Raw genomic sequence first — 12,973 nt, 5'->3', positions numbered from 1 at the left:
TAAGTAGAAAACTATGAGAGTTTATTTAATAGGGGTGCTAGTTATCCTGATACTAGGTGGTTGTGCTATGACACAAACTATTGTGGAGGTTCCAGCAAATGTGAATCTTCCCAAGAAGGCATTGTTTCTTTCTCAATCGGGTACTGAATCGAATTTGTTACAAACCTTAATCGATTTGGAGAATAATGAGATGGTGGTGCTGACCTATAATAATGCCTATATTATTAATGTTACTAGAACAGGTATCTTTTTAAATCCTGAAGATTACAAACAGTTTAAAGTAATTGGAACAGATGCTCCTTTCAAAAGGGATGTGGAAGAGGAGGAAAACCTAGAATCTTCCGAAGAATAATAAACTAAAATGGGGCAATCTAATCGCAGATTGCCCCATTTAATTTACGACCTCATCCTATCCTTCTCCTGAAGGAGAAGAGAACACATCTTCAATTTTATTTGTGAGAATATAGGAGATTTGTTGATCCTGTTTTTATTTGGAGAGAGACTCCCTTTCGCGCTTAGGAGAAGGGGTTGGGGGATGAGGTTTTTTTGACGAATTAAAAATTCTTAACTCCCACACCTCACAATTACAAATTGGAGGTAGCAAGAAAGTACTAGTATGGTTTAGTATTCGGCACGCTCCTGTAAATTTGCAATTTACAGGTTTTGAGTGTTGAGATCTGTGATCTCCTTTCAATATCTGCATTTACATTTGGTGCCCCGACTCAAAGTCGGGTTGCCAATAGTAAGATAAAGAGAACATGTTTATTTTCAGCAAGCTATTTATCCAATTGATCCTTCGTGCGACTAAGTAGAAGTACGTCGGCTATCTGAATCGAAAGAATACAAAGCACACCAAACAGAACAGGATATTTGTAAGTGAAAATCAAATCGAGAATTACATCTATCTTCGTCGATTTTAAATAGTAAAGCAATCCAAAGGCGATGCCGGGAATCCCCAAATAGCCCAAAGTCATCATTATTAATCGCAACAGAGCCTCCCTAACCGATTTTTGTTTTTCGACCTTTTCGGTAACAAAATCAGCAAAATCATCAGGTATCGAAACCGAAAAATCCTGCTTAAGACTATCCTTAAGCAACTCATCAATCAGCTTCAAGTCATCTAAATCCCAATTTTCTTCTGTATTTTCGAAATTCATATTCATATCTGTATTAAAATCTCATACCTCACATTTCGCATTTCAAATCTCAAAATTCCTACTCAGTTCGCTCTTTTCCAGCATCTCTTTTAGCAATTTCCGAGCTCTAAATATATAATTTTTCACCGTTCCCTCAGGCAATCCGGTAATTTCAACAATCTCACTGTATCCATATTCTTCCAAATGATACAAACTCAAAATCGTTTTGTATTTAGCCGGCAGTCGGTCCACCATTTGTTTTACCATATCCTTCAACTCTTTTTTCTGAGTCAATTGCTCCGGATTTTCATCCGAAACTCTGCTGTGCTGCATCAATTCATATTGCGATTCTCCAATATCCACATCCGGTTTTCGCTTTTTTAAATGATTCACCGAAACCCGATATGCGATGGTTGCAATCCAAGTCGAAAGCTTCGAATCACCTCTAAATTCGGGCAATTTCTGATGCACCTTTATAAAAACTTCCTGCGCCACATCCTTCAAATCTTCCTGCTGATTCAACAATCTTCCGGCTACATGAAACACCAATCGCTCATATTGCTTCACCAAATATCGGAAAGCTTGAGGATTGCCATTACAAATTTGTTGTATCAGCTCGGTTTCGTTCATCTTTGATGGAGTAGACAAGCACTCCCTTTTATTTGTTGCACGATAATGTAACTAAATTTAATTTTCTTTTAGGCGTTCCCCTTCGGGTCGGGTCATCTGCTATTACTCCTCGTTCGTACCTCCCTGCGGGGTAACCGCTTCTACCCCTAACGCACGCCAGTATTATAGAGAGTATTTCTAAAGTTAGCTTATTTTTCTATTCCACATCCAAACTACAATATTGCCGTTGTAATCCAGAAAAAAAACAAAAATTCATTATGAATACTTATTGAATGTATGGCTCCTTTGGAGTCATATGTATATAGATGTTGTATTTTATAGACCTACGACCTCACATGGGGTCGAATCTGCTTTTAGGGATAAGCAATACGATATAGAAATAGCCACAACCTAGACTCATAGAGTTCTTATACGTATTCTTAATTCTCACACCTCCGATTACAAATCTGCGGAAGCAAGAAAAAAATATAACTTTTTGCAACATTCTACAAAGCACTATGGTCTAATAGGCAAAACACATTCAGAAACTTAAAACTTAAAATATGAATTTAGGAGAATTATTAATGGCGGCAGTGGTATTCTTTAGTATTATCACTTTTGTGAAAACTTTATCGGCGCATTTTTTAAAGCGTAAAATAATTAAAACGGGTCACTTCGAGCGAGCAGGTATTTTAGACCAGGATGCAGAAGTTGAAATAAAGAAACAAGTGAAATACGATCAATATCCAGCTTTAAAGTGGGGATTAGTTGCATTTTTTGGAGGAATAGGTTTTATTGTAATGGAAGTATTGGCATCCTACAATCCTATGTTTAAACAGTACGATAGTGCGATGCCTTACGGAATCTTTTTTGTTTCAATATCGATAGGTTTCTTGTTGTATTACCTTATTATGAGCAAAAAAGTAAAAGAATAGTCTGTTTTCAATATTAATATTTTTAACAAAGCCTTCATCAGATTTTTCTGGCGGAGGCTTTTTCTATTGTATTTATATTGTGAGTAGTGTGTGAAAATTGGCTTTAAATAGATTTTAAACTTATAATTAAGAGTATTTAGGGCTTATTATTTGCCTTTAGCCAATAATTGTACAATTTATCCCATTTCAATTACAATATATCTTCTTCTGGCATGACTTAAATTTGTAGTATCAATTTTAATAAACTATTTACAAAAAAAAATAATACAAAAAGTTATGAAGAATCAAACTTTAACCATCGTTGCTAGAATTTTAGTAAAAGAAGAAAAGAGAGAATTTGTAAAAGCAGAGTTGCTAAAGTTAATTGATATTACTCGTGCAGAGGACGGATGTATTCGTTACGATCTACATCAGGATAATGATAACGAAAACTTTTTCTTGTTCTACGAGAAGTGGGAAAATAGAGAATTATGGCAGAAGCATATGCAGAACGAACATTTAGCGCAATATTTGGAAGCAACAGAGGGTGCTGTCGAAGAGTTTATTGTAAATGAAATGTCACTAATAGCTTAAGTCGGGTCGAATAATATTTAATGATTTTAAAAAAAATAAGAAGATGAAAAATAGCCTATCAAAATTATATTTAGTAGCCGTTCTGGCTTTGTTTGCGACAAACAACACAAATGCTGAGACTTCGAAGAATAAAAATACAGAAAAAGTTAAAGTAGCCGAAGTAGTTGTTTCTTCTGAAACGGTAAGAGCAGGAAACATGGCAATTACAGAGTCAGGCAGAATGTTTGTTTCTATTAACCCACTAATGGGTGCTGATGTAAGAGTTTACGAAGTAGATAGTGAAGGAAAAGGAAAAGCCTATCCGAACGATGCATATTCTAAAGGAGCCAATTCCAGCATTAAAGCAATTATCGGAATTAGAGCCGACAGTAAGGAAAATCTTTGGTTGTTGGATATGGGTGCTAAGCAATTTATTGTTTGGGATACTAAAAACGAGAAGTTGGTAAGAACTATTGCCATTCCTGAAGAGGTAGTCACTCCGGTTAGTTTTCTACAAGATTTTGTGATCGATGAAAAGAACGGCCGTGTGATTATTGCTGATATGACACAGGGAGATTTGAAAAGTGCTCCAACTCCTGCCTTTATTGTGATTGATACAAAAACTGGAGAAGCAAGAAGAATGGCAGAGAGTCATGCTTCTATGATGCCTGATTTTGAAGGAGGATTTGCTTTAAATCCAATTGCAATTGATCCTAATTTTAAGTGGGTATATTTTGGTGCTTTGCATGGTAAAAAAGTTTATAGAGTTCCTGCTAAAAGCTTTGATTCCAATGAGGAGTTAACAGCAGGTATTGAAGATTATGCTCCAAAATCATACAGCGATGGTATTGCTGCAGACAAAAAAGGAAACGTATATGTAACCAATATCGAGAAGCAAGAGCTAGGGGTAACTAATAAAGACGGATACAAAACTATTGCAACTTTGCCAGAAGGACAAACATGGCCTGATGGATTAGAGATGGCTAAAGATGGATATTTATACAGTACCGTTGATCAACTAAACAGAGTGCCTGCTCTTAATAATGGGAAAGATGATAGTGTTGGACCATTTATAATTGTTAGAACAAAATTGTTAAAATAGCCTATAAACTAAAGAGCTTATTAACGATTTTGAATCGGTTTTATAGAAATAACACTAAATCAAAAAAAATATACAAGATGGATGCAATTAAAGCAATTGAAGAACGTAGAAGTGTAAGAAAATTTAAGGAAGAGAAAGTTGACCGAGAAATCATGAAGGAAATTGTATCGATAAGTCGATGGGCACCTTCCTGGGGGAATTTTCAGGTAGCACGTTACACTTTGATTGATAATAAGGAGGTGATTACAAAATTGGCGACTGATGGTGTTGATGGCTTTGTATATAATGTAAACACCCTAAAAGAAGCCAAAGGTGTTGCGGTTTTGAGCTTTGTAAAAGGAAAAAGTGGCAAAGCAGATAGCGACGACTACATAACTTCAAAAGGAGGAGCTTGGGAAATTTTCGATGCAGGGATTGCTTGTCAGACTTTTTGCCTTGCAGCTCATGCCAAGGGTGTTGGTACTTGCGTGCTCGGTATTATTAACGATGAAAAAATATCAGGTATTGTTGGTTTACCAGAGGGAGAAAGCGTAGCAGCGCTTATCGTATATGGTTATCCTGATGAAACTCCAAAAGCTACACCAAGAAAAAATGTTGAAGATATCATGCGTTTTATTTAGGAATAACAATCTCTGAACCTAATAAAAAGTAAAACTGCGAACAATACCATTTCGTTGGCGGTTTTTCTTTCAAATCAGTAAATAGCTTTTACAACAAACACTAAAAACATGAGTAAAAAAAATATACTAGTAACAGGAAGTACCGATGGGATTGGGAAATTGGTGGCCATAAGATTTGCTAAAGAAGGTCATCGTGTTTTTGTTCACGGAAGAAGCCCCGAGAAAGTGAATACCTTAGTTTCTGAGATGAAAAAAGCTACTAATAATGAAGAAATTGATGGCTTTGTTGCTGATTTTTCAGATTTAAAAGCGGTAAGAGAAATGGCTCAGGATGTAATTGGTAAAGTTTCTCACATTGATGTGTTAATTAACAACGCGGGTGTGTTCAAAACTCCAATTCTTTTAAATAAGGATGGCATGGATTTGAGATTTGTGGTGAACTATTTAGCTCCCTACCTACTTACCAAAGACTTATTGCCTGTACTCAAAAAAGGAAATGAAACACGCATTATCAATCTAAGTTCGGCAGCTCAGTCTCCCGTTTCTTACGATGTGATGTTGGGTAAAAGCAATGTTTCTTTAAACGAATCGTATGCGCAAAGTAAGTTGGCTTTAACCATGTGGAGTTTCGATTTAGCAAAACAGTTGAATGATATTGCCGTTATTGCGGTGAATCCAGGTTCACTGCTAAACACGAAAATGGCAAATGAAGCTTATGGGCAACATTGGTCACCTGCTGATAAAGGCTCCAATATACTATACGATTTGGCAGTGTCGGAAGATCATCAAGGCATTACAGGAAAGTATTTCGATAATGATAATGGCGTTTATGCCCAAGCTCATCCCGATGCTTATAACCAGGCAGCCATTCAAGAACTTACCGAACAAACAGAAAAAATAATTGCTTAAAAAATAAGCAGATCAAGTTAGCGATCAGGAATCAGTAGCTACTGGCTTATTTCGATTTCTGTATCAAATTAAAAAGAGATGAATTATACAGGACCCGTTTACCGGCCTCCTTACGAGGCAAATACGCTTTTACTGCAAGTAACAGTAGGATGCGCACACAACAAATGTACCTTTTGTACCATGTATCGCGATGTAAAATTTTCGGTTGATAAAATGGATCAGGTGGAAATGGATTTGCAGGAAGCACAAGCAAATTACCCTGGCGTAAAGCGGATCTTTTTGGTCAATGGAGATGCATTTGTTCTATCAGGAAATCGATTAAAGGCAGTCGCCGAAATGATTCACAAGTACCTGCCCCAGGTGGAGATAATTACCATGTATGCGTCGATTAATAACATTATGGGCAAAACCGATGAAGAGCTGGCGGAATTGAAAAAGCTGGGTATTGGTGATTTGTGGGTTGGTGTTGAAACTGGTTTGGCCGATGCGCTCGACTATTTGAATAAAGGAGCTTCGCTTGCCGATGCCTACGAACAGTTAGAACGCCTAAACAAAGCAGGCATTACATTCTTCTACGGATTTATGTTTGGAGCGGCAGGCAAAGGACGAGGAATTGAAAATGCCGAAGCCAACGCGAAGCTGATTAATCAGGTGAAACCTTTGGGGATTGTGCCAACAAGTTTGAACGCAAATAAGGGAACCCAACTAGCTAAAGATATTGAAGCAGGAATTTTCGAAATGGCTAGCGAGGGAGAAGTGCTCGAGGAGCAAAAGAAAACCCTGGAACTAGTAGATGTGGATACCTACTATATGGGAATTCATATCATTAATACAGTCAGCTTCGATGCGCATTTGCCTAATGAGAAACAAGCTGCTATTGCCAAAGTAGAGCAGGTAATTTCAGAAACTCATGCGTCTATTTTAAATCGTGTTCCAAAGCGACATACGATTTGATGATTCGAAATTTATATGGAATAGGTGAAAAACAATCCATCTGTTTTTTTTAAAATAAGCAAAACCTCCGGCTGCAAATAAGCGGCAACTGGAGGTTTTTTTATTGACATGCTAACGTCTAATTTTGTTCACTTTTCCTTATTATATAGGCTTCCCAGACTTGCAGGTGGAGCTTTATACTTTTATTGAAGCCTATTTTCGCAACCAAATGGAGCTTTTCACTTTTGTGGAAGCCTATTTTCGCAACCAAATGGAGCTTTCTACATTTGTTGAAGCCTATTTCAGCATGAAAAAGAGACTTTCTGCATTTGTAGAGGCCTATTTTGCCGGAAAAAGAGACTTTCTGCATTTGTGGAAGCCTATTTTCGCAACAAAAAGAACCTTTCTACAATTGTAGATGCCTTGTTTTTTATAAAAAGGAAGCCTTCTATTTTCATAGAAACAAGTTTTCGCAGGAAAAGGAAAGCTTTCGTTTCGAGTTAAGCTTTCGGATAATTGCCTTGCAATATCTCTATTGTAGGGGATGTGTTGTTAGTGATGTTTTTATTCAAATCCACTACGAAAACAGAACTGATTTTCATTACAAGAGAGCTTTCAGGTACAATTGTCCTGCTTGTTTTTATTCTCCAGGCATTAGAAACAATATCGATTTTCTTCCATCAATTTTGCGGCAATTAATCGTCGCTGCTCTTTGCTGTTTAAACCGGCATGCTTAGTGAATCGTTTTAAGCCTAAGAGCATCATGCGCAATTCATCGCCTTGGGTAATTGCATTGGCTGCATCTTTGGCATTTTTATGAATACGGTCGGCCGCATCGTAAAAGAAAACCTTACACATAGCCAATTGTTCGGTACTGGCATCTTCACCTTTTAGTTCCATTAATTTTTTAACACGAAGAAGGAGAGATTCCGCCTGATAGCAGTCTATAATGATATCAGAAATATTCATTAGTATTTCCTGTTCATCGCTTAGCTTTTGCATAAATTTTTGAGCTGCAGCTCCGGCAATTAGCAAGGCGCTTTTCTTAAAGCCGATTATTAATTTACTTTCTCGTGCTAAAATTGCCGTATCCTCTTCTCCAAAATCAGGAATAGCCATTAGTTCTTTCACCACATTTTGGGCTGCCGTTAAAAGAGGCAATTCATTTTTGAATGCTTTTCGCAATAGAAAGTCTACAATAAGCATTCGGTTAATTTCATTGGTTCCTTCAAAAATTCTATTGATCCGGGAATCGCGGTAAGCGCGCTCCATAGGTGCTTCGGCCGAATAGCCCATGCCACCATAAATTTGAACGCCCTCGTCGGTAACATAGTCCAAAACTTCCGATCCGGCAACCTTAAGAATAGCAGCTTCGGCAGCAAATTCTTTCTGCGCCTGAATTACAGCCTTTTCTTTGGGCATTCCTTCCTCCATTAAATGATGCATTGCATTTTGTATGTCGTTACTGCAACGGTAAATGGCCGATTCAACCGCATAGGTTCGTATGGCTTGTTCGGCAATTTTGTACTGTATGGCTCCAAAGTTTGCAATGGCTTGTCCGAATTGAATTCGTTCATTTGCATAGATAATGGAGTGCGTTATTACTTTTTTGCCAGCACCTAAAACAGCTGCTGCTAATTTAATTCTACCATTATTTAGAATGTTTAGGGCTATTTTAAAACCTTCGCCACGCTCGCCCAAAAGATTTTCAACAGGCACCTTACAATCTTCAAAAAACATCATACAGGTCGACGAGCCTTTAATTCCCATCTTTTTTTCTTCTAGTCCGAGCTTAATACCATTAAAACTTTTCTCAATAATAAAGGCACTAAGGTTTTTATCATCAGCAATCTTGGCAAAAACAGTATAGATATCTGCAAAACCAGCATTGGTAATCCACATTTTCTGTCCGTTTAAAATAAAGTGCGATTCGTCTGCACTAAGTATCGCTTTACTTTTTCCCGAGTTGGCATCCGAACCAGCTCCAGGTTCCGTTAAGCAGTAAGCACCTTTAGCTTCACCACTTGCCAGTTTTGGTAAATATTTTTCTTTCTGATCTTGTGTTCCGTAATACAAAATAGGAAGAGTGCCGATTCCTACATGAGCCGCATAAGCTACAGCAAAAGAACTGTAGGTTCCCATAATTTCGGTACTCAGCATCGAGGTATTCAGGTCTTGACCGAAACCACCGTATTCTTCCGGCACGGCAATTCCTAATAAACCAAGTGCGCCGGCTTTATCCATTAGGCTGGTCATTAAACCTTCTTGCTGACTGTCGATTTCATCGAGAAGGGGAAGTATTTCTTTTTCCTGAAAATCACTACAGGTTTCCAGAATCATTTTTTGCTCCTCCGAAATTTCTTCGGGAATAAAAATATCTTGAGGACTGGTTTCTTTCACTAAGAATTGTCCGCCTTTTATTGTTTTTATCTTTTCCATATTTTATGAGTTTAGAGTTATCTTTCTCACCCCTAAATCCCCTAAAGGGGACTTTGAAAAAACATTGTCAATTATCTTTGAAGAAGAACTAGCCCCTTTAGGGGGTTGGGGGTAGTTTTATAATAATTCAAAAATCCCGGCAGCTCCTTGTCCCGAGCCAACGCACATGCTAACCATGCCGTATTTTTGCTTGCGCTTTTTCATTTCGTGAAGCAGTTGCACCGTTAGTTTTGCACCAGTACATCCAAGAGGGTGACCAAGAGCTATGGCTCCTCCGTTCACATTCGTGATTTCAGGATTCAGGTGTAGTTCTTTCATCACGGCAAGTGCCTGTACTGCAAAGGCTTCGTTCAGTTCAATTTGCTCTATTTGGTTCATTGCCAATCCAGAGCGTTTCAGCACCTTTGGAATAGCCTTTACCGGACCAATTCCCATATGTTTAGGCTCTACACCTGCAACCGAGTAGGATACAAACCGAGCTATTGGTTCTACATTTAGTTGTTTCAACATTTTTTCAGATACCACCAAAACAAAAGCTGCACCATCCGAAGTTTGCGAGGAATTACCAGCAGTAACACTTCCACCTTTTGCAAAAACGGGGCTTAACCTACTTAAGGCATCTATTGTGGTTCCCGGTCGGGGACCTTGGTCCAGACTAAGGATGTGTTCTCTGCTTTTTATTTTTTCCTGTTCATCAACAAAAGTTTCTAACATATGAATGGGAACTATTTCGGTTGCAAAGCGGTTTGTTGCTTGTGCTTCCAATGCTTTTCGGTGCGAGTGAAAAGCAAATTCGTCTTGCTCCTTACGGGATATGTTGTACTTCATCTGCAAAGCTTCGGCGGTAATTCCCATGTTCCAGTACCAATCGGGATGCGATTTTGCGATTCCCAGATTCGGCACCAATCGCCATCCACCCATGGGCATCAGCGACATCATTTCTACGCCGCCGGCAAAAATGCAATCGGCAAGGCCGGCTTCAATTTTCGAGGCAGCAATGGCAATGGTTTCCAATCCCGATGAGCAGTATCGATTTACCGTCATTCCTGGAACTTGCACGTTGTCCAATCCCAATAGGGCAATCATACGACCAACGTTTAAGCCTTGTTCTGCCTCGGGGGTGGCATTTCCAACAATCACATCATCCACCATGGTGGCATCTAAATTTGGAATTTCTTTCCTAATTCGTTGCACCACTTGGGCGGCCATATCGTCGGGACGAATAAATCTTAAATTTCCTTTTTTTGCTTTGCCTACAGGACTTCGGTAGGCGGCAACTATATATGCGTTCATAAATATCAGTTATCAATTAACATTAATCAGTTTCTAAGAATTTTACCTTTTTGTAGTAAGCTTTGCATTCGCTCCAGCGTTTTCTTTTGCTGACAAAGCTTTACAAAAGCAATGCGCTCCAAATTCAGCAGGTAATTCTCCGAAACTTCGGTAGGTTCGCTTAATTCGCCGCCACTCAATACTTTACCAAGTTCTATTGAGAGGTATTTATCGTACTCCGAAATGTAATTTCCAACTTCCATTCCATCTGCGCCGGAATATACTAATGCGAGTCCTTCGGCACCTAACACACGAATATCTTTGGTTGGAAGAGGAGGAGTGTAGCCTTTTTCGCACATCAAAAGAGCGGCTTTTTTTGTGTAAAGCAACTGATGTTTTCTGCTGATAATTACTTCATCTACATCTTTACGCAGGTAGCCTAAGTTGAAGGCTTCGTAGCCCGAAGTAGATACCTTTGCTTGTCCGATACTTAAAAATTTTTCGCGAAAACGGTTGGTTCTAATATCGTCGGCAGCCATTTCGTTCGATAGGCGGTAAGCAAATTCTTTCGTGCCACCACCAGCCGGAATCACGCCAACACCCAATTCAACCAATCCCATATAGGTTTCGGCGTGAGCAATCACCTTATCGGAGTGCATGCAAACCTCGCAACCGCCACCAAGTGCCATTCCATGCGGAGCGGCTATAACTGGAACCGATGCATATTTTAATTTTAACATGGTATTTTGGAAGGTACGAACCACCATATCAAGCTCTTCATATTCTTGCTCGATGGCCAACATAAATACCAAACCGATATTTGCTCCGGCAGAGAAGTTTTCGCCTTCGTTCGATATAATGAGGGCTTTGTATTGGGTTTCGGCCAAATCAATTGCTTTATTAATTCCCTGAATAATCTCACTGCCAATGGTGTTCATTTTGCTGTGAAATTCCAGATTAATTACGCCATCGCCCAAATCGATAATACTGCAGCCTTCGTTGTTCCAAATGCTGTGAGTAGAACGAAGATTATTAAGAACCACTAATTCTTCCGTTCCCGGGATCGTGCTGTATTTTTCAGAACTAATATCAAAGAATTGTTTGTTTCCAGCTTTAAGCTGATAAAATTTCTGATTTTTTTCTGCCATTTTATAGATCCAGTCGGCAGGTTTGTAACCCAGCTCTTCCATCATCGGAATAGTTTTCTGCAAACCTAGCTCATCCCAAATTTCGAAAGGCCCCATTTCCCAAGCAAAACCAGTACAAATTGCTTCGTCAATCTTGTAAATTTCGTTGGCTATTTCAGGAATTCGGTTCGATACATAAGCAAATAATCCCAGGAACAATTTGCGATAGAATTGACTGATTTTTCCTTCCCCTTTTAGTAGCAGTTTAAATCTATTGTTTAGATGAGGAATGGCTTTGGCAGCTTCAAATTCAGCAAATTTTATTTGTTGTTTGGCCTGATATTCAAAACTCGATAAGTTTAAGCTAAGAATCTCACTAACACCACTTTCATTTTTAATCTTTTTATAAAAACCTTGTCCGGTTTTTGCTCCCAGCCATTGGTTCTCCATTAATTTCTGAATAAAATCGGGAATCTGAAATACAGCTTTAGATTCGTCGTTTGCGAGTGCTTTCTGTAGGTTTTGAGCCACAAGCACCAAAGTATCCAAACCAACTACATCGCAGGTTCGGAAGGTTGCCGATTTTGGTCTCCCAATAATTGGGCCGGTCAATTTGTCTATCTCCTCCACCGAAAAGTCGAATTCTTTTTGAAGATGAAAAACCGACATCATGGAATAAACCCCAATTCTATTTGCAATAAATGCAGGAGTATCTTTGCAAATAACTACCGATTTACCCAAATATTTTTCTCCAAATTCCGTAAGGAAAGCGATCACTTCCTTCGAAGTATATTTGGAGGGAATAATCTCCAGCAGTTTCAAATACCTTGGCGGATTAAAAAAATGCGTACCACAAAACGATTGTTTAAAATCATCCGATCGTCCTTCCAATAGCATTCCAATTGGAATTCCTGATGTGTTGCTGGTAATTAAAGAATTAGGCTTTCTAAATTCCTCTATACGAGCATATAATTTTTGTTTGATTGCTAAATTTTCTACGATTACTTCTATCACCCAATCGCAATTCTGAATACGGGAAAGGTCATCTTCAAAGTTTCCGACAGAAATTCGCTTTGCAAAACACTTTAGATACAAAGGTGCCGGATTCATTTTTATGGTTTTGGCAAGCATTTGGCTCACAATTCTATTTCTCACTTGAAGATGTTCGAGGGATAAGCCTATTTTCTTTTCCTTAGCATTCAACGCTTTAGGAGGCATATCCAATAAAAGAACTTCTATGCCAATATTTGCAAAATGGCAGGCAATTTGGGCGCCCATAACACCGGCTCCTAAAACGGCTACTTTCCTTATTTTACGATGCATATATAGTATTTTTAGT

General features: G+C 38.6%; 12 protein-coding genes. 7 read left to right on the top strand and 5 right to left on the bottom strand.

What is annotated here, in order from left to right:
- Positions 1-13: 13 nt before the first annotated feature.
- Positions 14-352 carry a hypothetical protein gene (locus BZG02_RS00515; protein ID WP_101259455.1) on the top strand — a complete coding sequence of 113 codons (339 nt, stop codon included), beginning with the start codon at positions 14-16 and terminating at the stop codon, positions 350-352.
- Positions 353-776: 424 nt separating this feature from the next.
- On the opposite strand, the gene BZG02_RS00510 is transcribed toward BZG02_RS00515, so the two are convergent.
- On the bottom strand, positions 777-1,157 hold the full coding sequence (locus tag BZG02_RS00510) for a hypothetical protein (protein WP_143470400.1): 381 nt from the start codon (positions 1,155-1,157) through the stop codon (positions 777-779).
- Positions 1,158-1,199: 42 nt separating this feature from the next.
- Positions 1,200-1,766 carry an RNA polymerase sigma factor gene (locus BZG02_RS00505; RefSeq protein WP_101259453.1) on the bottom strand — a complete coding sequence of 189 codons (567 nt, stop codon included), beginning with the start codon at positions 1,764-1,766 and terminating at the stop codon, positions 1,200-1,202.
- Positions 1,767-2,308: 542 nt separating this feature from the next.
- Here BZG02_RS00505 and BZG02_RS00500 point away from each other — a divergent pair.
- From BZG02_RS00500 to BZG02_RS00475, 6 genes are all read left to right on the top strand, one after another.
- The gene (locus BZG02_RS00500; protein ID WP_101259452.1) at positions 2,309-2,680 is read left to right on the top strand and encodes a DUF6249 domain-containing protein; all 372 of its coding nucleotides are present in this window, start codon (positions 2,309-2,311) and stop codon (positions 2,678-2,680) included.
- 276 nt (positions 2,681-2,956) lie between these two features.
- A complete protein-coding gene (locus BZG02_RS00495) occupies positions 2,957-3,253 on the top strand; it encodes a putative quinol monooxygenase (protein WP_101259451.1) in 297 nt (98 codons plus the stop codon).
- 43 nt (positions 3,254-3,296) lie between these two features.
- Complete coding sequence (locus BZG02_RS00490) at positions 3,297-4,334, top strand: L-dopachrome tautomerase-related protein (protein ID WP_101259450.1); 1,038 nt, start codon at positions 3,297-3,299, stop codon at positions 4,332-4,334.
- A gap of 77 nt (positions 4,335-4,411) precedes the next feature.
- Positions 4,412-4,954 (top strand): nitroreductase family protein, encoded by a 543-nt coding sequence (locus BZG02_RS00485; RefSeq protein ID WP_101259449.1) that lies wholly within the window; start codon positions 4,412-4,414, stop codon positions 4,952-4,954.
- A 108-nt stretch (positions 4,955-5,062) separates the two neighbouring features.
- Positions 5,063-5,863, top strand: coding sequence for an SDR family NAD(P)-dependent oxidoreductase (locus BZG02_RS00480; protein ID WP_101259448.1), 801 nt, complete (start codon positions 5,063-5,065; stop codon positions 5,861-5,863).
- A gap of 78 nt (positions 5,864-5,941) precedes the next feature.
- Positions 5,942-6,817 carry a radical SAM protein gene (locus BZG02_RS00475; protein ID WP_101259447.1) on the top strand — a complete coding sequence of 292 codons (876 nt, stop codon included), beginning with the start codon at positions 5,942-5,944 and terminating at the stop codon, positions 6,815-6,817.
- Positions 6,818-7,450: 633 nt separating this feature from the next.
- Here BZG02_RS00475 and BZG02_RS00465 read toward each other — a convergent pair.
- The 3 genes from BZG02_RS00465 to BZG02_RS00455 form a co-directional block, all read right to left on the bottom strand.
- A complete protein-coding gene (locus BZG02_RS00465) occupies positions 7,451-9,235 on the bottom strand; it encodes an acyl-CoA dehydrogenase family protein (RefSeq protein WP_101259445.1) in 1,785 nt (594 codons plus the stop codon).
- Between the two features lie 117 nt (positions 9,236-9,352).
- On the bottom strand, positions 9,353-10,528 hold the full coding sequence (locus BZG02_RS00460) for an acetyl-CoA C-acyltransferase (protein ID WP_101259444.1): 1,176 nt from the start codon (positions 10,526-10,528) through the stop codon (positions 9,353-9,355).
- A 26-nt stretch (positions 10,529-10,554) separates the two neighbouring features.
- Positions 10,555-12,957 (bottom strand): 3-hydroxyacyl-CoA dehydrogenase/enoyl-CoA hydratase family protein, encoded by a 2,403-nt coding sequence (locus tag BZG02_RS00455; RefSeq protein WP_101259443.1) that lies wholly within the window; start codon positions 12,955-12,957, stop codon positions 10,555-10,557.
- Positions 12,958-12,973: the final 16 nt, after the last annotated feature.

Origin of the sequence: Labilibaculum filiforme (assembly GCF_002843315.1) — a bacterium.
GTDB lineage: Bacteria > Bacteroidota > Bacteroidia > Bacteroidales > Marinifilaceae > Labilibaculum > Labilibaculum filiforme.
Note: the sequence above shows the minus strand (reverse complement) of the source record. Positions and strands in the feature narration are given on the sequence as shown.

Excerpts from the sequence above, each read along its gene's own strand:
- BZG02_RS00465 (WP_101259445.1), bottom strand. The coding sequence starts at position 9,235 with ATGGAAAAGATAAAAACAATAAAAGGCGGACAATTCTTAGTGAAAGAA.
- BZG02_RS00480 (WP_101259448.1), top strand. The coding sequence starts at position 5,063 with ATGAGTAAAAAAAATATACTAGTAACAGGAAGTACCGATGGGATTGGG.
- BZG02_RS00495 (WP_101259451.1), top strand. The coding sequence starts at position 2,957 with ATGAAGAATCAAACTTTAACCATCGTTGCTAGAATTTTAGTAAAAGAA.
- BZG02_RS00515 (WP_101259455.1), top strand. The coding sequence starts at position 14 with ATGAGAGTTTATTTAATAGGGGTGCTAGTTATCCTGATACTAGGTGGT.
- BZG02_RS00475 (WP_101259447.1), top strand. The coding sequence starts at position 5,942 with ATGAATTATACAGGACCCGTTTACCGGCCTCCTTACGAGGCAAATACG.
- BZG02_RS00490 (WP_101259450.1), top strand. The coding sequence starts at position 3,297 with ATGAAAAATAGCCTATCAAAATTATATTTAGTAGCCGTTCTGGCTTTG.
- BZG02_RS00455 (WP_101259443.1), bottom strand. The coding sequence starts at position 12,957 with ATGCATCGTAAAATAAGGAAAGTAGCCGTTTTAGGAGCCGGTGTTATG.
- BZG02_RS00460 (WP_101259444.1), bottom strand. The coding sequence starts at position 10,528 with ATGAACGCATATATAGTTGCCGCCTACCGAAGTCCTGTAGGCAAAGCA.
- BZG02_RS00500 (WP_101259452.1), top strand. The coding sequence starts at position 2,309 with ATGAATTTAGGAGAATTATTAATGGCGGCAGTGGTATTCTTTAGTATT.
- BZG02_RS00510 (WP_143470400.1), bottom strand. The coding sequence starts at position 1,157 with ATGAATTTCGAAAATACAGAAGAAAATTGGGATTTAGATGACTTGAAG.
- BZG02_RS00505 (WP_101259453.1), bottom strand. The coding sequence starts at position 1,766 with ATGAACGAAACCGAGCTGATACAACAAATTTGTAATGGCAATCCTCAA.
- BZG02_RS00485 (WP_101259449.1), top strand. The coding sequence starts at position 4,412 with ATGGATGCAATTAAAGCAATTGAAGAACGTAGAAGTGTAAGAAAATTT.